At 72.1% G+C, this 19385-nt stretch carries 15 protein-coding genes; 7 read left to right on the top strand and 8 right to left on the bottom strand.

All coding sequences use genetic code 11. From position 1 onward, the window contains the following. Positions 1 to 551 precede the first annotated feature (551 nt). Positions 552 to 2174 carry a chaperonin GroEL gene (gene groL, locus ACQPZZ_RS36760; protein WP_432926731.1) on the top strand — a complete coding sequence of 541 codons (1623 nt, stop codon included), beginning with the start codon at positions 552 to 554 and terminating at the stop codon, positions 2172 to 2174. Between the two features lie 78 nt (positions 2175 to 2252). Here the strand turns inward: groL and ACQPZZ_RS36755 are convergent, their stop codons facing one another. Together ACQPZZ_RS36755 and ACQPZZ_RS36750 are read right to left on the bottom strand one after the other, a co-directional pair. Further along, on the bottom strand, positions 2253 to 2681 hold the full coding sequence (locus ACQPZZ_RS36755) for a GNAT family N-acetyltransferase (RefSeq protein WP_363643449.1): 429 nt from the start codon (positions 2679 to 2681) through the stop codon (positions 2253 to 2255). Next, entirely contained in the window at positions 2678 to 4663 is a 1986-nt protein-coding gene (locus ACQPZZ_RS36750; protein ID WP_432926729.1) for a HelD family protein, read from the bottom strand. Before ACQPZZ_RS36750 ends, ACQPZZ_RS36755 begins: the two co-directional genes overlap by 4 nt. A 137-nt stretch (positions 4664 to 4800) precedes the next feature. Between ACQPZZ_RS36750 and ACQPZZ_RS36745 the strand changes: the two genes are divergently transcribed. Beyond that, positions 4801 to 5109, top strand: a complete 309-nt coding sequence (locus ACQPZZ_RS36745) for a hypothetical protein (RefSeq protein ID WP_432926727.1) — start codon at positions 4801 to 4803, stop codon at positions 5107 to 5109. Positions 5110 to 5683: 574 nt separating this feature from the next. Here the strand turns inward: ACQPZZ_RS36745 and ACQPZZ_RS36740 are convergent. The 3 genes from ACQPZZ_RS36740 to ACQPZZ_RS36730 form a co-directional block, all read right to left on the bottom strand. Then, positions 5684 to 7339 carry a DNA repair helicase XPB gene (locus tag ACQPZZ_RS36740; RefSeq protein WP_432926725.1) on the bottom strand — a complete coding sequence of 552 codons (1656 nt, stop codon included), beginning with the start codon at positions 7337 to 7339 and terminating at the stop codon, positions 5684 to 5686. Between the two features lie 99 nt (positions 7340 to 7438). Continuing rightward, positions 7439 to 7981 (bottom strand): hypothetical protein, encoded by a 543-nt coding sequence (locus tag ACQPZZ_RS36735; RefSeq protein ID WP_432926723.1) that lies wholly within the window; start codon positions 7979 to 7981, stop codon positions 7439 to 7441. Positions 7982 to 8028: 47 nt separating this feature from the next. After that, positions 8029 to 10389 (bottom strand): helicase-associated domain-containing protein, encoded by a 2361-nt coding sequence (locus tag ACQPZZ_RS36730; RefSeq protein WP_432926721.1) that lies wholly within the window; start codon positions 10387 to 10389, stop codon positions 8029 to 8031. Between the two features lie 197 nt (positions 10390 to 10586). Here ACQPZZ_RS36730 and ACQPZZ_RS36725 point away from each other — a divergent pair, with 197 nt between their 5' ends. Then, entirely contained in the window at positions 10587 to 10985 is a 399-nt protein-coding gene (locus ACQPZZ_RS36725; RefSeq protein WP_363643461.1) for a cold shock domain-containing protein, read from the top strand. A 126-nt stretch (positions 10986 to 11111) separates the two neighbouring features. Here ACQPZZ_RS36725 and ACQPZZ_RS36720 read toward each other — a convergent pair whose 3' ends face one another. Continuing rightward, entirely contained in the window at positions 11112 to 12371 is a 1260-nt protein-coding gene (locus tag ACQPZZ_RS36720; protein ID WP_363643463.1) for an MFS transporter, read from the bottom strand. 107 nt (positions 12372 to 12478) lie between these two features. Between ACQPZZ_RS36720 and ACQPZZ_RS36715 the strand changes: the two genes are divergently transcribed. Then, entirely contained in the window at positions 12479 to 13276 is a 798-nt protein-coding gene (locus ACQPZZ_RS36715) for a DUF3027 domain-containing protein (RefSeq protein WP_432926718.1), read from the top strand. A 2-nt stretch (positions 13277 to 13278) separates the two neighbouring features. Beyond that, positions 13279 to 16236: a sacsin N-terminal ATP-binding-like domain-containing protein gene (locus ACQPZZ_RS36710; RefSeq protein WP_432926717.1), complete on the top strand. Its 2958-nt coding sequence runs from the start codon at positions 13279 to 13281 to the stop codon at positions 16234 to 16236. Here ACQPZZ_RS36710 and ACQPZZ_RS36705 read toward each other — a convergent pair. Further along, on the bottom strand, positions 16233 to 17021 hold the full coding sequence (locus tag ACQPZZ_RS36705) for a helix-turn-helix domain-containing protein (RefSeq protein ID WP_432926715.1): 789 nt from the start codon (positions 17019 to 17021) through the stop codon (positions 16233 to 16235). The genes ACQPZZ_RS36710 and ACQPZZ_RS36705 overlap by 4 nt on opposite strands. 89 nt (positions 17022 to 17110) lie before the next feature. Here ACQPZZ_RS36705 and ACQPZZ_RS36700 point away from each other — a divergent pair, with 89 nt between their 5' ends. After that, complete coding sequence (locus ACQPZZ_RS36700; protein WP_432926713.1) at positions 17111 to 17512, top strand: nuclear transport factor 2 family protein; 402 nt, start codon at positions 17111 to 17113, stop codon at positions 17510 to 17512. Between the two features lie 11 nt (positions 17513 to 17523). Here ACQPZZ_RS36700 and ACQPZZ_RS36695 read toward each other — a convergent pair whose 3' ends face one another. Further along, on the bottom strand, positions 17524 to 17784 hold the full coding sequence (locus tag ACQPZZ_RS36695; protein ID WP_432926711.1) for a DUF2530 domain-containing protein: 261 nt from the start codon (positions 17782 to 17784) through the stop codon (positions 17524 to 17526). 136 nt (positions 17785 to 17920) lie between these two features. Here ACQPZZ_RS36695 and ACQPZZ_RS36690 point away from each other — a divergent pair, with 136 nt between their 5' ends. Beyond that, positions 17921 to 19384, top strand: a complete 1464-nt coding sequence (locus tag ACQPZZ_RS36690) for an NCS2 family permease (protein ID WP_432926710.1) — start codon at positions 17921 to 17923, stop codon at positions 19382 to 19384. Position 19385: the final 1 nt, after the last annotated feature.

The following is a 19385-nucleotide window of genomic DNA, read 5'->3' as shown; positions in this document are numbered from 1 at the left end:
CCGGCGGCGCGCCCCGACGGCTCGCTCGGTGTTCCCCGCTTCGCTCGCCGGGGGCTCACTTCCGGCGGGGTCGTGCCGGAGGCGCGCCAGGGGCGCGGCCCTCGTCGCTGCTTGGTCGCTTCGCTCCCGCGCAGCTCCTCGGTCCAGACCGGCGGCGCGCCCCGACGGCTCGCTCGGTGTTCCCCGCTTCGCTCGTCGGGTCGCTCACTTCCGGCGGGGTCGTGCCGGAGGCGCGCCAGGGGCGCAGCCCTCGTCACGTGCTCGCTCGTTCCTCGCTGCGCGCGTTCCTCAGTCCAGACGCCGGCGCGCCCCGACGGCTCGCTCGGCACGCCCTGCTGGGCCGTTCTGGACATACCGTCCAAGCTGGTCAGAGTGGCTTCCGCTTGCACTCTCAGGGGGAGAGTGCTAAATACTTGTTTGGCACTCTGAGGTCGAGAGTGACAACAACCGGGATCGGGGCGATGGGGCCCGCGCAGGGATAGCGGGTCCAAGCCGTCGCGGGCGTCGGCTCGGTCCGTTGAAGACACCCTGCTACTGGGAGGTCTAGCCTAATGGCTGCCAAGATGATCGCGTTTGACGAGGACGCCCGGCGCGGTCTCGAGCGCGGTATGAACCAGCTCGCCGACGCCGTGAAGGTGACCCTCGGCCCCAAGGGCCGCAACGTCGTGCTGGAGAAGAAGTGGGGCGCCCCCACGATCACCAACGACGGTGTCTCGATCGCCAAGGAGATCGAGCTCGAGGACCCGTGGGAGAAGATCGGCGCCGAGCTCGTCAAGGAAGTCGCCAAGAAGACCGACGACGTCGCCGGTGACGGCACCACGACGGCTACCGTGCTCGCCCAGGCGCTGGTACGCGAGGGTCTGCGCAACGTGGCCGCCGGCGCCAACCCGATGGCGCTGAAGAAGGGCATCGAGGCCGCGGTCGAGCGCGTCAGCGAGGAGCTGTCGAAGCTCGCCAAGGACGTGGAGACCAAGGAGCAGATCGCCTCCACCGCCTCCATCTCCGCCGCCGACACCGAGATCGGCGCCCTCATCGCCGAGGCGATGGACAAGGTGGGCAAGGAAGGCGTCATCACCGTCGAGGAGAGCAACACCTTCGGCCTGGAGCTCGAGCTCACCGAGGGCATGCGCTTCGACAAGGGCTACGTGTCCGGCTACTTCGTGACCGACCCGGAGCGCATGGAGGCGGTCTTCGAGGACCCCTACATCCTGATCGTCAACTCCAAGGTCTCGGCGAACAAGGACCTGCTGCCGCTGCTCGACAAGGTCGTGCAGTCCGGCAAGCCGCTGGTCATCATCGCCGAGGACGTCGAGGGTGAGGCCCTGGCCACCCTGGTCGTCAACAAGATCCGCGGCCTGTTCAAGTCCGTGGCCGTCAAGGCTCCGGGCTTCGGCGACCGCCGCAAGGCCATGCTGGGCGACATCGCCACCCTCACCGGTGGCCAGGTTGTCAGCGAGGAGGTCGGTCTCAAGCTCGAGAACGCCACCCTCGACCTGCTCGGCCGTGCCCGCAAGGTCGTCGTGACCAAGGACGAGACCACGATCGTCGACGGCGCCGGTGACGCCGAGCAGATCGCCGGCCGGGTCAACGAGATCCGCGCCGAGATCGAGCGCACCGACTCCGACTACGACCGCGAGAAGCTCCAGGAGCGCCTCGCCAAGCTGGCCGGCGGCGTGGCCGTCATCAAGGCCGGCGCGGCCACCGAGGTCGAGCTCAAGGAGCGCAAGCACCGCATCGAGGACGCCGTCCGCAACGCCAAGGCCGCGGTCGAGGAGGGCATCGTCCCCGGCGGTGGCGTGGCCCTGCTGCAGGCCGGCGCCAACGCGTTCGACAAGCTCGAGGTCAACGGCGACGAGGCCACCGGTGCCGCGATCGTCCGCAAGGCCCTCGAGGAGCCGCTGAAGCAGATCGCCGTCAACGCCGGCCTCGAGGGCGGCGTCGTGGTGGAGAAGGTCCGCAACCTCCCGGCTGGTGAGGGCCTCAACGCCGCGACCGGCGAGTACGTCAACATGTTCGAGTCCGGCATCATCGACCCGGCCAAGGTCACCCGCTCGGCGCTGCAGAACGCGGCGTCCATCGCGGCGCTGTTCCTGACCACCGAGGCCGTCATCGCCGAGAAGCCCGAGAAGGAGAAGGCCCCCGCCATGCCCGGCGGCGGCGACATGGACTTCTGATCCATCTGCCTGCTTCGTCTCATCGGAAGGGCGGTTCCCCCTCGGGGGAGCCGCCCTTTCCCGTTTTACGCCCCAGGCTCAGGTGAGGCGCCTGACCCAGCGGGCGCAGTCGGTCTGCATCGCGTATCCCGCCGCCGTCCAGGCGTGGTGCGCCAGGGCGTTGTCGTGCAGGACCATCGCGTCCGCGCGGAACGCGCCGAATGCCCGGAACCGCTCCTCCGCGGCTTCGATCAACCGCGAACCGATGCCCATGCGCCGGTGGGCGGGGTCCACGGCGAGCCGGTAGAGGTGGGCCCGCCAGCCGTCCCATCCGGCGATGAGCGTGCCGACCATGCGGCCGTCGATCTCGGCGATCAGCAGCGCCTCGGGATCGCGCTCGATCAGAGCCACGACCTTGCCGGCGTCGTCGTGCCTGTCGGTGTTCTCGGCGGCCTCACGCCAGAACCGCAGGACGGTCTCGACGTCCTCGGAGACGCCGTTGCGGATTCGTACGTCCGGTGCATTCATCGCAGCTCCTCGGGCAGCTCGCGGCTGTGCAGGATGGCCAGGGAGGTCACGGCCCGGGTGAGAACCACGTAGAGGCGGGCGAGGCCGCGCTCCTCGGCCTCCGCGATCGCGGCCGGCTCGGCGACGATCACATGGTCGTACTCCAGGCCCTTGGCGAGCGTCGCCGGCACCAGCAGCACCCGGTCGTCGCCCACGGAATCCGGGCCGAGCACCGTGTGCGGCACCGCGGCGGCCTCCAGGGCCGCGGAGAGCGCGGGAAGCTCGGCGTCCGCCGCAATGACCCCGATGGAGCCCTCCTGTGCGAGGGCGTGCCGTACGGCCTCGGGGAGGGCGGCGGCGACGTCGGTCTCGCGGCGCACGGACAGGGAGCCGGCGCCGGGGCGCAGCGAGCGCGGCGGGGCGAGCTCGGGCGCGACGGAGGGCAGCAGCCGCGCGGCGAAGTCGAGGATCTCGCGGGGCACGCGGAAGCCCAGCGTGAGCTCGGTGACCTCACCCCCGGGCTGGCCGAGGTGGTCGAGCACGGTCTTCCAGGAGCGTGCCGACCAAGGGGTGGTGCCCTGCGCGAGGTCGCCGAGCACGGTCGCCGATCCGGTGCGGCAGCGGCGTCCGAGCGCGCGCAACTGCATCGCCGACAGGTCCTGCGCCTCGTCCACCACGAGATGCCCCTGTGACGGGGTCCGCTCGATCAGGTCGCCGAGCTCGTCCAGCAGCGCCGCGTCGGCGGCCGTCCACTTGGCCGAGCGATGCGACTTGTACGGCTTGCGCCACACGATGAGCTGCTGCTCCTCGGGCGTGAGGTCCGATCGGGCGGCCCTGGCGAGGAACTCCGCGTCCGACAGCAGCCGGAACAGCACCTGCTCGGGGGTCAGCTTCGGCCAGACGGCGTCGAGCACGGCCTTGACCGGCTTCGAGCGGGCCACCGCGTCCTGCACCCGGTCGTCGGGCGACTCGCCGCGCCGTTCCATCTGGACGAGCACGGCGTGGGCGAGGCGCTGGGCCAGGGTGGCGCGTCCCGGGCCGTACCTCGTCGTGCCGCGCAGCGAGGCGACGATCTCGCGGACCTCGTGGTCGGGCACCCGGTAGCGGTTGACGCCCTTGGTGAACAGCACCCCTTCGACGGGCTTCGTGACGTGCAGCCACAGCGCCCGCTTCACCACCTCGGCCATGCGGGCGTCGCCCTTCACGGCCGCCACCGCGGGGTCCTCGGGATGGGCGTGGTCGCCGAGGACGCCGGCCACCGTCTTCTGGTCGACCTTCACCTCGCCCAGGGCGGGAAGCACCGAGGAGATGTACGCGAGGAAGGCCCGGTTGGGGCCGACGATCGTCACGCCCGCGCGGGACAGCTTCTCCCGGTGGGTGAACAGCAGGTAGGCCGCGCGGTGCAGGCCCACGGCGGTCTTGCCGGTGCCCGGCGCGCCCTGCACGCAGACGGTCACGCCGAGGTCGGCCCGGACGATCTCGTCCTGCTCCGGCTGGATGGTCGCCACGATGTCCCGCATCGGGCCGGTGCGGGGCCGCTCGATCTCCTCGGTGAGCAGCCTGCTCTGCCCGAGAGCCCGGCCGTCGAGCGGTTCGTCCTCGTACGCCGTGAGGTCGCCGCCCTGGTAGCCGAATCTGCGGCGCAGCCTGATACCCATCGGGTCGGCGGGACCGGCCTGATAGAAGGCACGGGAGATCGGGGCGCGCCAGTCGATCACGAGCGGGCGGCTGCTCTCGTCGTGGACGTGCCTGCGGCCGACGTAGACCGTGGTCGGCAGGTCGTCGTCGAACGCGCGGTCCAGGCGGCCGAAGAACAGCGGAGTGTCGGGGTGATCGGCCAGGGCGGCCACCCGCTGGTCGAGCAGGCCCTGCAGGACCTGCTGCGACACCCAGTCGCCGGCGGCGTCCGCCGACAGCGACTGCGCGTGCTCACGCATCGCTCGCAGTGCGGCGCGGGAGGCCGCGAGATGGGCGCGCTCGGCTTCGAGCACATTTCCGGGCATGCGAAAACTCCTCAGGGCATGACGAGGACAGGGCTGGTGGAAGCGGGAAGCACAAGAGCTTAGCGATGGACGCCCCGATGCCGAAACGGTATTTCTCGCGCGTGTCGCCGTTTCCCCGGGCGGGTATCTGTACCCGGGTGACGCGCACCGTGGTTCCTCCGGCGATCCCGGCGGCGGCGAGCCTGCTGCTCGCCACGCTGTGGGGGTTCGCGGTATTCGGCGACTGGGGCAGGCGGGCCTTCTGCGAGACGAGCCTGGAACCGTCGCCGGGGTGCGCGGACCGGATCGCCTCGGTGATCGCGGTGTCCGTCGTGGTCGCCGTGGTCGCGGCGTGCCTCACGGGGATGGCCTGGCTCACTCGGCGCGAGTCCCTGTACGGCGTCGCCGTCGTGGTCTGGGCGGTCGCGGTGGGGGTGCTGTTCGTCGGCGGCCTCGCCGTGCAATGACCGAGTCCGGTGACCGGCGCGGAAACCTTCCGGCGACGATGATGGAGCGCTCCATCATCGGGCTGCCGGGGAAACGGCATGCGGCAGTGGGGTGATTTGTCCTAGAACGTCCTGTTGTATGAGTCGTAGGGGTTCATCGGCGGCGCGCGGTAACGGGCGGCAGAAACCAGAACTAAGACGAAAAATGCGCATATTGTGTGATTCGCCTTGTCTGCTGGGTATTGCCGCCATCACGACTGCTTCATGTGAGGGTTAGGCACGAGGGGGTGATGTGGTGACAAGGCCCAAGGGCATTTCCTGGACCTAGGACACGACTGGGTCGCGTCTGAGTGACACACGCCCTGCTGCCCGGTCCAGGTGGCGCGCTCGCCGTGCCGTCGCCCCACCCACGGAGATTCTCGTGGGTGGAGCGGAGCGGGCAGGTTGAGCTCGGCCGGCCGTTCGGCCCCCGCCCGGCCCAGCGCCCGCCACGGGTCCTGTGCCAGGTCGTGCGCCCACCACGGGCCCCCGCCAGGTCGTGCGCCCACCACGGGCCCCCCGCCCGGTCGTGCGCCCCGGCTCCCCGCCCGGGGGATCAGCGCGCCGGGTCCTCCTCGCCCACGTCGTCGGCGTCGATGATGTGGTAGGCGTAGCCCTGCTCGGCCAGGAACCGCTGCCGGTGCGCGGCGAACTCCTGGTCGACGGTGTCGCGGCTGACCACGGAGTAGAAGCGTGCGCCGCCGCCGTCCGCCTTGGGACGCAGCACGCGGCCGAGTCGCTGGGCCTCCTCCTGGCGCGAGCCGAACGTGCCGGAGACCTGGATCGCCACGGCGGCCTCGGGGAGGTCGATGGAGAAGTTGGCGACCTTCGAGACCACCAGCACCCGGATCTCCTTGTCGCGGAACGCCTGGAACAGGCGCTCGCGCTCCTTGATCTTGGTGTCACCCTTGATGACCGGCGCGTCCAGGTGCTCGCCCAGCTCGTCGAGCTGGTCGATGTACTGCCCGATGACCAGCACCTGCTCGTCGGCGTGCCGGCGAACCAGCGCCTCGGTCACCCGCGTCTTGGCCGGGGTGGTCGAGCAGAACCGGTAGCGTTCGTCGCTTTCGGCCATGGCGTAGGCCAGCCGCTCGTCGTCGCTGAGCGTCACCCGCACCTCGACGCACTCGGCCGGGGCGATGTAGCCCTGGTTCTCCATCTCCTTCCAGGGCGCGTCGTACCGCTTGGGCCCGATGAGCGAGAAGACGTCGCCCTCCCGGCCGTCCTCGCGCACGAGCGTGGCGGTGAGGCCGATGCGCCGGCGGGCCTGCAGGTCGGCGGTCATCCGGAAGATCGGCGCGGGCAGCAGGTGGACCTCGTCGTAGACGACCAGCCCCCAGTCGCGGGCGTCGAACAGCTCGAGATGCCGGTAGGTGCCCTGCCGCCGGGTCGTCATGACCTGGTAGGTGGCGATCGTGACCGGGCGGATCTCCTTTCTGGTGCCGGTGTATTCGCCGATCTCGTCCTCGGTCAGCGAGGTACGCCTGAGCAGCTCCTGCTTCCACTGGTGGGCCGAGACGGTGTTGGTGACCAGGATCAGCGTCGTCGCCCGGGCGTGCGCCATCGCCGCCGCGCCGACGATCGTCTTGCCCGCGCCGCACGGCAGCACCACGACCCCGGATCCGCCGTGCCAGAAGGCGTCGGCCGCCTCCTTCTGGTAGGGCCGGAGCGTCCAGCCGTCCTCGCGCAGGTCGATGGGGTGGTGCTCGCCGTCGACGTATCCGGCCAGGTCCTCGGCCGGCCAGCCGAGCTTGAGCAGCGTCTGCTTGATGTTGCCGCGCTCCGAGGGGTGGACGGCGACGATGTCGGCGCCGTAGCGATCCCCGACCAGCGGCTGGATCTTCTTGGAGCGCAGCACCTCCTCCAGCACGGCGCGGTCGGTGCTGGTGAGCACCAGGCCGTGGATGGGGTGCTTCTCCAGCCGCAGCCTGCCGTACCGTGCCATGGTCTCGGCGATGTCGACGAGCAGCGCGTGCGGCACGGGGTAGCGGCTGAAACCGATCAGCGCGTCGACGACCTGCTCGGCGTCGTGCCCGGCGGCCCGGGCGTTCCACAGCGCGAGCGGGGTGATCCGGTAGGTGTGGACGTGCTCGGGCGCGCGTTCCAGCTCCGCGAACGGGGCGATGGCCTTGCGGCACTCGTCCGCCCTCGGGTGGTCGACCTCCAGCAGCAGCGTCTTGTCCGACTGAACGATCAGCGGCCCGTCACTCAATGCCTGCCCCCCTCGTACGGCTTACCGCATATCAAACACGAGGCCGGGCCGAATCAGTCCCGGTCTCGCGAATGCCGCAGGGGTGCGATCAGCCCGCGATCAGTCGAGGTAGCCGTTGACCCCGGCCCAGATGACCCCGCCGACCCCCAGCACGACCAGCACGACGTTGATGCCGATGGCGATCCACGCCCACTTCAGCAGCCCGCGCGCCTGATCGGGGTTCGTGTCCACCTTGCTGAGCGCGATCCCCGACAGGATCGCCCCGGCGATGCCGCCGAGGGTCACGTAGCAGCTCAACGACAGCACGATGCTGACGACGAGGGCCACGATCGCGTGCGTGCGCGGGCCCTCCTGCCGCGGGGGGTAACCACCGGGCGGGTAGTAGCCGTACTGCTGCTGCTGGTACGGATTCGGCCCCGGCTGCCCGTACTGCTGGTTCGGGTCGGGGCCCGGTGCCCCGTACGGTCCGTACTGCTGGTTCGGGTCGGGGCCCGGCGTTCCGTACGGTCCGTACTGCTGCTGGCCGTAGGGGTTGGAGCCGGACGGCGGTCCATAAGGATTGGAGCCGGACGGCGGTCCATAGGGATTGGACGGCGTCTGCCAATCCTGGGGTCCCTGCCCCGGCTGCTCTGGAGTCGTCACCCTGAAATCCTTTACTACGGGAGATCTCAAGGTTTACCACGAACAGGTCATCTTCCGATCTCGGCGATACCCGTGATCCGGTGCAGAGCGAAGCGGTGGACGGTCGCCCGGGTCTCGTCGTAGGCGGTGAGGTAGCCGCCTTCCATCCGGGCCGGTTCGAGGATGCGGCTGGTGGCGTGTCCCTGCGAGTCGAGATAGCCGATCCACACGCGCGCCCCCTGCCGGATGGCCTCCTGGAGCGCGCTGATGGTGGCGGTGGCGGGGGAACGGGGCACCTGGCCCTCCGGCGCCTCGACGGGCCGTCGCCGCGCGTCTCCCGCCCGGATCGCGCGCACGGCGGCGTCGATGACCTCGGGGTCGGGCGTGGTGTTCGCGGTCACCCGGGCGGTGAGCTGTCCCTCGGTCCGCCGGGCGTCCGCCCGCGCGACGACCACGTCGCCTTCCAGCGACTCGGCCACCGGCGCGTACCCCATCGCCCGCAGCGAGTCGACCAGCGCGGCCCGCGACGTCTTGGACGCCAGCACGGTCGGCGCGAGCCGCCGCAGCCGCAGCAGGTGGGCCCGCTTGTCGGCGAGCACCTCGTCGAGCAGGGCCGGGTCGTCGCACCGGATGTACGCCGACGCGGCACCGACCCGGATCCGGCCGTGGCGGCGGGCGACATCGGTCACCAGGTACCTCAGCGGCTGCGGGACCGGGGTCGACGAGTGCCGCTCCAGCACGGCGAGCAGGTCGTCGGCGGAGTGACCGGCGTCGAGCGCCCGTCGGACCGACTGCTCGCCGAACCGGTAGACCGTGGCGCCGCCCTTGGACTCCACGTCCGCCATCAGCGCCAGCCGGCGGCCGAGGCCGGTGGTCAGCGGGCCGGGCGCCACGGCGGTGAGGTCGGCCTGCAGCAGCACGTGGTCGACCGGCTCGGGCAGCAGCGGGCCGAGCAGGGTCGCGGCCGTGTCGTCGCCCCGGGCCACCGCCCGGCCGTGTGAGGACGGCACACCGAGCCCGGTCACGCCGATGTGCTCGGCCTCGCGCAGCGCGAAGCGTACGAGCCTGTCGCGCAACGCGGGGCGGCGACGGGGCTGCTCCCAGGCGAGGCGGGCCAGCACGGACTCGGGCGTCGGCGCGAGGCCGGGCGGCGCGGACTCCAGCACGGCCAGCGTCCGCGCCCGCGTCTGTGCGGCCCCCGGTCTGCGCAGGTCGGGGTGGAGGGCGTTCAGCGGGCGGTCCCGGTCGTCCCGCTCGCCGATCAGCCCGGGGGCGCGTTCCATCGCGGCCCACGCACGGGCGAGCACGGCCCACCGGTCCTCGGTGGCCTTGATCCGCCAGCCGTCGTAGCCGCCCGTCGGCAGCCACTCCCCCTCGCCCGCCGCGACCAGCCCGGCCGCGTGCGCGACCTCGACGACCAGCCCCGCCGCCCACTCCGGCAGGTCGAGGAGCTGGGCCGTCCGCCTGAGGTCGCGTACGGCGAGGCCGCCCGCGCGCAGCACGCCCGGCGGGTCCACACTCCACACCTCGCACAGCTCCTCGACCGTGCGCACGAACGTGAAGGCCTGGCCGGCGGCCGTACGGTCGGCCAGGTCCTGGTCGCGTACGGCGCCGTCGAGAGCGGGCGGGCCGGGGGACAGATCGCGGTGCACGCGGCCGTCGCGCAGCACGAGGGCGACCTCGCGGGGAAGCGCGGCGGTCTCCTCCCCGGTCGCGCCCAGCAGCCCGCGGGCCAGCAACTCCTCGATGGGCGACTGCGCGCTCGCCGCGTCCACCTCGCGGCGGGCGTTCGGCAGCCGCCCGGTCGCCGGGCCCCAGACCAGCCCGTCCAGGGCCGTTCTGGCCTGCGGGGAGACCTCGTCCAGGAGCCGGCCGACCGTCGTCGGCTCGGCCAGCAGCGCCGCGAGACGCTCCCTGCCATCCGCCTGCGCCCCATCCTCGTACGCCGGGTCGACGTCCCGCAGGAGCACGTCGAGCCGTTCCGGCGCGTGGTGGCGGAACACCTCGGCGGCCGGCGGCCCGAGGGCGGCCGGGGGCTCGAGCGCGTCGGCCACGCCCGGCGCGGGCAGCAGCGCGCCCTCGCACTCGTAGGCCAGAGCACGCGTGGTCAGCAGGTCGAGCGCGGCGTCGAGAGCGGCCCCGACCGCTTCGTCGTCCTGATCGTCCGGAACGGCGCGGCGGAGCGGCGGCAGCAGGGTTTCCCGGGTGGCGGGGCCGGGCAGCAGGGCCAGCGTCTCCAGCACGGCGAGCGAGAACCGGTCGAGCCGGTCGAGCGCGCGGCCGATGGCCGAGGGGCTGCAGGCCCGGGCGGCGAGGCCGTCGATGTGGGCGGGGACGGGCGTCACGAGTTCGGGCCGCGCCGCCACGAGCGCCCGCAGTCGCTCGTCGGAACGGCCGCGCAACCACTCGCTGAAGTCCGTGCCCGTCATCTTCTCCATGGTAGGGCGGCGCGTTCATCCGGCCGCCTGAGCGCCCGTACGGCAGGGGTTTCGCGCACTCACGAAGAAGATCCACAAGAATCTCGTCACGGGATGCTTCATTGGCCCTTTGGTGGGTCCACGGGGGCTCTCTCTGGGCATAACCTACATCCAGTCACCTTCACGACAGTCTGAACGAGGTCACCCCTGTGCCGAGTGGCAAGGTCAAGTGGTACGACGCCGACAAGGGTTTCGGCTTCCTCACCCGCGACGACGGCGGTGAGGTCTTCGTGCATTCCTCCGCCCTGCCCAAGGGCGCCGAGGCGCTCAAGCCCGGGCAGAAGGTCGAGTTCGGAGTCGCCGAAAGCCGCCGCGGCCAGCAGGCGCTCTCGGTGCGGGTGATCGACCAGCCCCCCACGCTGGCCAAGACCGCCAAGGGCAAGGCGAAGCGGAAGAAGCCCGACGAGATGGTCGTCATCGTCGAGGATCTGATCAAACTGCTCGACGACATCTCCAACTCCTACCAGCGGGGCAAGCACCCGGACGCGGCGCACGCCAAGAAGATCGCGACCGTGCTGCGCGCCGTGGCCGACGATCTCGACGCATAGCCGACGCGTAGTCGGCGCCCGGGGAGTGACGCCCGCCGCCCGGCCTCGTGGGCGTGGGCGGCGGGCCCCCGGGAACAAACGTGCCGCGAGAGTCCGGGCGCCCCGGTAGTCATGTGCCCCGGGAGTTCAGGTGACCGCGGCGGCGCGGGCGGCGAGCCTGCGGCGGCGGAGCGTGACGAGGTGGCCGAAGGAGAGCGCGAGGGCGGCGGACATCACGCCGAGCCCGGCGGGACCGGCCACGAACAGCGACATCACCAGCCCCAGCAGGCCGCCGAGCACCCAGGCGATCTGAAGCAGCGTCTCCGCGACGCCGAACGCCGAGGAGCGCACCTCCTCGCCGATCTCGCGCTGCACGATCGCGTCGAACGCGAGCTTGCCGAGGCCCTGGGCGAACGCGCCCACGAGTGCCACGGCGGCGGCCGTCCACACGGTGAAGAAGAACGCCGCGGCGACGGTGGCGAGCGTGGCCAGCGCGAGCGTGGCCATGACGGTCAGGTGCGGCGACCGGGAGCGCGACCAGGAGCCGGCCGCGGCGCCGACGAGGCCGCCCGCTCCCGCGGCGACGGCCAGCAGCGCCAGCGCGACCTTCGGGTCCACGCCGCGCAGGTGGCCGTCCTGCACGAGGAACAGCAGGAAGAACACGAGGAAGCCCGACTGCACCCGGATCGCGGCGTTGGCGCCCATGGCCTCGCCCACCACCGGGCCCAGGTTGAGCACGGTGCGCCAGCGAGGCCGCGGCTCGTCCTCCTCCAGGTCGGGCGCGTCCACGTGCCGCGGCAGCCGTACGGCGAACACCCCGGACAGCAGGAACAGCGGCACGGCGCCGCGCAGCACCCAGTCGGCTCCGGCGGCGGCGGACAGGCCGGTGGCCACGCCGGCGCCGACGCCGGCCGAGACCAGCGCGAACAACGCGACCCTGGCGTTGGCGGTCACCAGCGGGATGTCGGCGGGCAGCACGCTCGGCATGATCGCCGCCCGGGACACGTTGTAGGCCTTCGACAGGACCAGCACGGCGAGCGCCGAAGGGAACAGCGTGACGGCGTCGGAGGTGTGGATCGCGCCGGCCATCCCCCAGCACAGCAGGCCCCGCGCCAGCAGGGTGCCGGCCATGATGTAGCGGCGGCCCGAGCGGAGCCGGTCGAGAACCGGCCCGACGAAGGGCGCCACCACCGCGAACGGCAGCATCGTGATCAGCAGGTAGGCCGCGACCTGACCGCGGGCCTGGCCGACCGGCAGCCCGAACAGCAGCGCCCCGGCGAGGGCCACGGTGACCAGCGCGTCTCCGGCCGAATGGGCGGCCGTCAGCTCGATGAGGTGGCCGAGACCGGTGCGGCCCGCTCCCTGGGCGTGCGTGAGCCGGCGCGTCGCCCGCGCCGGCGCTCTCACAACACCCGCGACTTTCGCCCAAATCTTCACCATAGGCACCGTGGGTCCTTTCAAGATTTGCCCATCGAGTCGGTGCGGTCCGCTCGCGGCGTGGGTGAAAATGGAGTGTGAGTCGTACCCGAATCCGTAGCACTCCAGTCGACCAGGCCTGTGCGGCGGCGGTCGACCTCGCCCGCCGGGCCGCGGAGCAGACCGCGCGTCCCGGGGAGGTGGGAGGGCACCTGGGCTTCGACAACGAGGGCGACCGGGTCGTCACCCATTACTTCGAGTGCCTCGACCGCGCCTACCGCGGCTGGCGCTGGGCGGTCACCGTCACCCGTGCCTCCCGTGCGCGCGTCGTGACCGTGAGCGAGACCGTGCTGCTGCCCGGTGCGGGCGCGCTGCTCGCGCCCGCGTGGGTGCCGTGGAACGAGCGGCTGCTCCCGGGCGACCTCGGCGTGGGCGACCTGCTGCCGACCGAGGCCGACGACGACCGGCTCGTGCCCGGGTTCGCCTCCGCCGACGAGGACATCGACAAGCAGATGGCCTTCGAGCTGGGGCTGGGACGCGCCCGCGTCCTGTCGGTGCTCGGCCGGGACCTGGCCGCGCGGCGCTGGCGGGCGGGTGAGTCCGGCCCGCACACCCCTATCGCGAACGCCGCCCCCGCCCAATGCTCCACCTGCGGCTTCTACTGGCCGCTCGCCGGAGCGCTGGGCCTCGGCTTCGGAGTCTGCACCAACGAGTACGCGCCGGACGACGGCCGCGTGGTGTCGGCCGACCACGGCTGCGGGGCGCACTCCGAGGCGACCACCGTTCCCTCGATGGTCACGGATTCGGCGCCGCCGATCCTGGACGACCTGGGATACGACATCATCGAGCCGGGCTCGGCGGACGAGGCCGGCTCCGAACCCCTGGGCCACGCCTGATCATGTTCGATACCGCGCGCCTGCGTGACACCGTTCTCGCGGCCTGGACGGCCTCGCCCGCCCGCTTCCGCGAGGACGCCAACGCCGAGGAGGACTTCGCCCTCGGCGGCTACCGCGACCGGCTGGTCGTGGAGCTCGCCCAGAACGCGGCCGACGCCGCGATGCGGGCCGGTGTGCCGGGCCGCCTGCGGCTGACGCTCGCCGACGGCGTGCTGCTGGCCGCCAACGTCGGCGCGCCGCTCGACCAGGCCGGTGTCGAGGGCCTGTGCACCCTGCGCGTCTCGGGCAAGAAGGACGAGGCGGGAGCGGCCGGCCGGTTCGGCGTCGGCTTCGCCGCCGTGGTGTCGGTCACCGACGCGCCCGCGATCGCCTCCCGCGCCACCGGAGGCGTGCGGTGGTCTCGTGAGGAGACCGCCGGGCTGGTCGCGGCCCGGCCGGAGCTCGCCGCCGAGCTTGAGGGCCGCGAGGGGCACGTCCCGCTGCTGCGCCTGCCGTTCCCCGAGGACACGCTCGACGTGCCCGAGGGCTACGACACGGTCGTCCGGCTCCCGCTGCGCGACCAGGCCGCCGAGCAGGCCGTACGGCGGATGCTGGAGGAGGCGGGGCCCGCGCTGCCGCTGTCGATGCCGGCGCTGGAGACCGTCGAGATCGAGGTGGACGGGCGGACCCGCACGATCACGGGCGAGGGCTGGCACGTGGTCGCCGACTCGGGGACGTTCACCCCGGAGCAGGTGGCCGAGCTGTTCGCCGACCGGCCGACCGAGGAGCGGGCCCGGCCGTACTGGGAGGTCCGCTGGGCCGTCCCCGTCGATCGCCGCGGCGACATTGCGGGGGTGGTGCCGGGCGTGGTGCACGCGCCGACGCCGAGCGACGAGCCGCTCGACCTGCCCGCCCTGCTCATCGCGTCGTTCCCGATGACCACCGACCGGCGGCACGTCGCCCCCGGGCCGCTCGCCGATTTCCTGGTCACGCGGGCCGCGGCGGCGTACGTGCGGCTGCTGGGCGAGCTGCCGGCGACCCCGGACCTGCTCGGTCTCGTGCCCGGCCTGATGGGCAAGGGCGCGCTCGACGCGGCGATCAGGCGGGAGATCGTCGAGGCCCTGCCGGACACGCCGCTGCTGCCGACGATCTGCGACGGCGTCGTGCCCGGCAGCGAGGCGAGGGCGGTCGAGGGGCCGGCCGAGTTCCTCGCGAAGGTCGCCGGTATCGTCCCCGGGCTGCTGCCGGCGGGCTGGGCCTCCCGGCGCCCGGCCCTGACCACGCTCGGCGTGCGCCGGGTCGACCTGGCCGACGTCGTCGACATGCTGTCCGGCGAGGCCGTGGAGGACAAGGATCCGGCGTGGTGGCGGTCGCTGTATGAGGTGCTGCCCGCCGACGACCTGGAGGCGATCGGCGCGATCCCGGTGCCGCTGGCCGACGGCCGCCTGGTGCGCGGCCCGCGCGGCACGCTCGTGCTCTCCACGGAGGGCTCCCTGGACCCCTCCCTGCTGGGGCCGCTCGGGCTGCGTATCGTCCATCCGGACGCCGTCCACCCGCTGTTGCTGCGGCTGGGCGCGGCCGAGGCGACCCCGCGTACGGTGCTGGAGGACCCGCTCACCCACGCGGCCGTGTCAGAGTCGCTGAACAGCGCCGACCCCGAGCCGGTGGCCCAGGCCGTGCTCGCCCTGGTCGACGCGGCGGGCCTGACCGCGGGGGAGGCCCCGTGGCTGGCCGAGCTGGCGCTGCGCGGTGCCGACGGCGAGCTGTACGCGGCGGGCGAGCTGCTGCTGGCCGAGGGCTCGCTGGCCGGTCTGATCGACCCCGACGTGCCGTTCGGCGTCGCCGCGCCCGACCTGGTGGAGAGGTTCGGCCCGCACGTGCTGGCGGCGGCCGGGGTGCTCGACGGCTTCGCCGTGGTCAACGACTCCGACGTGCTGCTCGATCCCGCCGAGTGCGACCACGACCTCGACCTCGAGGACGAGTGGCTGGAGGCCGTGCTCGACCTGCTGCCCGGCCTGCTGAACGCCGATCTCGACGTGCCGCCGGTGGTCCGGGAGTTCACCGCCGTCCGCGACCTGGAGTATGTCGCGGACTGGCCGAACGCGCTCGCGCTGCTGTCGCGGCCCCCGCTGCGCGCCGCCCTGCGGCCCATGCGGGTGATCGTGGCGGGACAGACCGTCGAGGTGCCGTCGTACACGGCCTGGTGGCTGTCGCGGCACCCGGTGCTCGGCGGGCGCAAGCCGACCGAGCTGCGGCTCCCGGCGGGCGACCCGCTGCTGTTCGGCCTGTACGGCGAGGCCCCCGCGGGGATCGACGAGACCGCGCTGACGATGATCGGCGTCCGGTCCACCCTCGCCGACCTGCTCGGCTCGCACGGCGGCCCGGAAGAGCTGCTCGACCTGCTGGCCGACTCGTCTCTGGAGGTCGACCGGGCCCAGCTGCGGTCCCTGTGGATCGCGCTGGCGGCCGTCGATCCCGCCCGGGTGAGCCCGCCCGAGGCCGTACGCGCCGTGCTGAAGGGCACGGTCACGGTCGCGGACGTCGAGGACGGGCCGGTCGTGGTGGAGGCGCCCGACCTGCTCCCCCTGGTCGAGGACCGGCCACTCGTGCTCGCGCCGTTCGACCTCGCCGAGGCGCTGTCGGAGGTGCTCGACCTGCCGCTCGCCGGGGAGGAGGTCACCGGGGCGGTCACCTCGACCGGCGCCGAGAAGCCCGTGCCGCCCGAGGTGCGCTCGCTGCTGCCCGCGGCGCCCTCGACGTACGTCGAGCACGACGAGCTGCTCGTGGACGGCAGGCCGGTGCCGTGGCGGTTCTACGAGGGCGTGGTGCACGCCACCGGCGTCGACGGCCTGGCCAGGGGTCTCGCCTGGGCGGCCGGCCAGTGGGGCGACCGCCTCGCCGTGGCGGCGTTGCTCCGCGACCCCGCCCGGGTCCCCCTGCTGCTCGCCGAGGCCGACCTCGACCCCACGGCCTCGATCTAAGCCTCGTAGGAGACCCGGCCCGGCGTGGTGAAGTACGCGGCGCTCTCCGCGTCCGCGGGGTAGTACGACTCGATCGCGACCTCGTCCAGGGTGACGTCCATCGGCGTGCCGAACGTGGTGGTGGTCGAGAACAGCCGCAGTTCCCGTCCGCCGAAGCGGAAGATCATCGGGACGGCGATCTCGGACTCGATCGGGTGCCGCGCGTCCTCGCGGCCCGGGCCGGGAGCCAGTAACTCCTCGTAGAGCGCGGTCAGCTCGGCGCTGGGAGCGACGACGAGCTGACGCCCGATCCGGACACGGAGCAGCGCACGCACCTCGGCCAGGTTGACGATGTGCGGAGCGAGCCCGCGCGGGTCCAGCCCGAGCCGCACCATGTTGACCGGCGGCCGCAGCAGATCGGGCGCGACGTGTGCGAGGAACGGGTCGAGGGCGCTGTTGGTCATCACGATGTTCCACCGGCGGTCGACGACCAGCGCGGGGTACGGCTCGTGCGCCCGCAGGACCCTCCCGATCGCATCCCGGGCGGCCGACAGCGCGTCCCCGCCGAGCGGCCGCTCGGCGTAGCGGGGTGCGAAGCCGGCGGCGAGCAACAGCCGGTTGCGCTCGCGCAACGGCACGTCGAGCTGTTCGGCGAGCCGCAGGATCATGTCGGCGCTCGGGTGGGACTTGCCGGTCTCCACCAGGCTGACGTGCCGGGCCGAGACGTCGGCGGCGATCGCGAGATCCAGCTGGCTGAGCCGCCGATGATGCCGCCAGCGCCGCAACAGGTCCCCGATCGTGTGCATGGCCGCCGATGCTACTCCCGGGCGAGCCGTACGCCGATGAAATGCCACTTCATCGACAAGCCACGCCAACGGCGGAAACACTGCCGGTCATGCCAACCAAGGACATGACCCCAGACAACAAGAGCATCGTGCGGCAGGCGCTGGCGGCGCTGATCGCGACGGGTGACGTCGACGCGCTCGCGTCGTCGCTGAGCGACGACTTCGTCCACCATCGGCCGGACGCGACGAGGACCAGGGCGGATTGGCTCACCGCCGTCCGCGCCGCGTTCGTCCCGCTCGCCGGCATGCAGGTGGAGATCCGGCACGTGCTGGCCGACGGTGACCACGTCGTGATGCACTCGCGGCGCCGGCTGCCCGGTGCCGGGCCGGAGATCGCGGTCGTCGACATCTGGCGGCTCGCCGACGGGCTGATCGCGGAGGCGTGGGAGATCATCGAGCCGGTGTCCGAGGCGGCCGCCCACATGACGTGGTGGGAACCCGCCGATCGCTGACGTTCCGCCCCTCAGGGGCGTCGGGGTTCCGACTCGTCCACTTCGGCGGCGGGGACGGACTCGCTCAGCCGGGCGTCGCGGCGGCGGACGTACACGAGGCCGAACAGGCCGAGGCCGATCCCGGCGACGCAGACCCAGACCGGCCGCGGGCCGGCGGGCTTGACCACCAGCAGCACGACGGCCAGGGCGATCACCCACAGGATCGTCCCGGCCAGGATCGTGAGGGTGTCCCTCGTTCTGAGAGGCATGGGGTCCGGGCGGCGCTCGCTCACGCCAGCCAGCTTAGAAGGTCACGGCAGCGACCCGGTATCTTCATGACAAACCGGTCACGAAAGGACAACGCTGCTCCCCTGGCTCTTTCCGCGGATGGTAAGGGCCTGCGACTCTGCGCGCGTGAATGCGAACCCCATGAACACCCCTAATTTCCTCGATCGATACTTCTCCATCTCAGCCCGTGGATCCTCCGTCGGACAGGAGGTCCGCGGCGGCTTCGCCACCTTCTTCACGATGGCCTACATCGTGGTGCTCAACCCCCTCATCATCGGCACCGTCGCCGACAAGACGGGCCAGTTCCTCGGCGACGGGGAGAACCCCAACATCGCGCTGGTCGCCGCGGCCACCGCGTTCGCCGCCGGCATCCTCACCATCATCATGGGCGTCTTCGGCCGGGTGCCGTTCGCCCTGGCCACCGGCCTCGGACTGAACGCCTTCCTCGCCTTCGGCATCGCCAGCCAGATGTCGTGGGAGGACGCGATGGGCCTGGTGGTGCTCGAGGGCATCGTCATCGCGATCCTCGTGGTGACGGGCTTCCGGGTGGCGGTTTTCCACGCGATCCCCGCCCAGCTCAAGACCGCGATCAGCGTCGGAATCGGCCTGTTCATCGCGCTGATCGGGTTCGTCGACGCCGGGTTCGTCCGGCGCATGCCGGACGCGAGCAACACCACGGTCCCGGTCAAGCTCGGCGCGCTGGGCAACGGCTCGCTGACCGGGTGGCCCACGCTCGTCTTCGTCGTCGGCCTGCTCGTGACGGCCTTCCTCGTCGCCCGCAGGGTCAAGGGCGCCATCCTGCTCGGGATCGTCGGCACGACCGTGCTCGCCATGATCGTCGAGTGGATCGGCAAGGTCGGGCCGCAGACTCCCGACGGGAGCAACCCCAACGGGTGGTCGCTCAACGTGCCCGCGTGGCCGAAGAACTTCATCGAGCTGCCCGACCTGTCGCTGCTCGGCCAGTTCAGCCTGTTCGGCAGTTTCGCCAAGATCGGCGGCCTGGCGGCCGTGATGTTCGTCTTCACCCTCATGCTCGCCGACTTCTTCGACACGATGGGCACGATCGTCGGCGTGGGCCGCCAGGCGAACCTGGTCCAGGAGGACGGGACCGTCGAGCGCACCAAGGAGATCCTGCTCGTCGACTCGCTCGCGGCGGCGGCCGGCGGCGCGGCCAGCGTCTCGTCCAACACCACCTACATCGAGTCGGCGGCCGGCGTCGGCGAGGGCGCGCGCACCGGTCTGGCGAGCATCGTCACCGGCGTGCTGTTCCTGCTGGCCATGTTCTTCGCCCCGCTGACGGAGATCGTGCCGTTCGAGGCGGCGACCCCGGCTCTCGTGGTCGTCGGCTTCCTGATGATGACCCAGGTCAAGGAGATCGACTTCAGCGACTTCGAGACCGCGATCCCCGCGTTCCTGACCATCGTGCTCATGCCGTTCACGTACTCGATCACCGCCGGCATCGGCGCGGGCTTCGTGAGCTACATCGCCATCAAGGTGTTCCGCGGCAGGGCACGCGACCTCCACCCCCTGATGTGGCTGGTGGGCGCGCTGTTCGTCGTGTATTTCGCGCTGGAGCCCATCAAGAGCCTGCTCGGGCTGTCCTGAG

The sequence above is a fragment of the Microbispora sp. CA-135349 genome (genome assembly GCF_050947365.1).
Taxonomy (GTDB): Bacteria; Actinomycetota; Actinomycetes; order Streptosporangiales; family Streptosporangiaceae; genus Microbispora.
The sequence above is the reverse complement of the archived record's forward strand: the minus strand, read 5'-3'. Positions and strand labels throughout refer to the sequence as shown.

Bases quoted from the DNA above. Each gene is read 5' to 3' on its own strand.
- groL (WP_432926731.1), top strand. From the start codon at position 552: ATGGCTGCCAAGATGATCGCGTTTGACGAGGACGCCCGGCGCGGTCTC.
- ACQPZZ_RS36755 (WP_363643449.1), bottom strand. From the start codon at position 2,681: ATGAATGCACCGGACGTACGAATCCGCAACGGCGTCTCCGAGGACGTC.
- ACQPZZ_RS36750 (WP_432926729.1), bottom strand. From the start codon at position 4,663: ATGCCCGGAAATGTGCTCGAAGCCGAGCGCGCCCATCTCGCGGCCTCC.
- ACQPZZ_RS36730 (WP_432926721.1), bottom strand. From the start codon at position 10,389: ATGACGGGCACGGACTTCAGCGAGTGGTTGCGCGGCCGTTCCGACGAG.
- ACQPZZ_RS36710 (WP_432926717.1), top strand. From the start codon at position 13,279: ATGTTCGATACCGCGCGCCTGCGTGACACCGTTCTCGCGGCCTGGACG.
- ACQPZZ_RS36705 (WP_432926715.1), bottom strand. From the start codon at position 17,021: ATGCACACGATCGGGGACCTGTTGCGGCGCTGGCGGCATCATCGGCGG.
- ACQPZZ_RS36700 (WP_432926713.1), top strand. From the start codon at position 17,111: ATGCCAACCAAGGACATGACCCCAGACAACAAGAGCATCGTGCGGCAG.
- ACQPZZ_RS36690 (WP_432926710.1), top strand. From the start codon at position 17,921: ATGAACACCCCTAATTTCCTCGATCGATACTTCTCCATCTCAGCCCGT.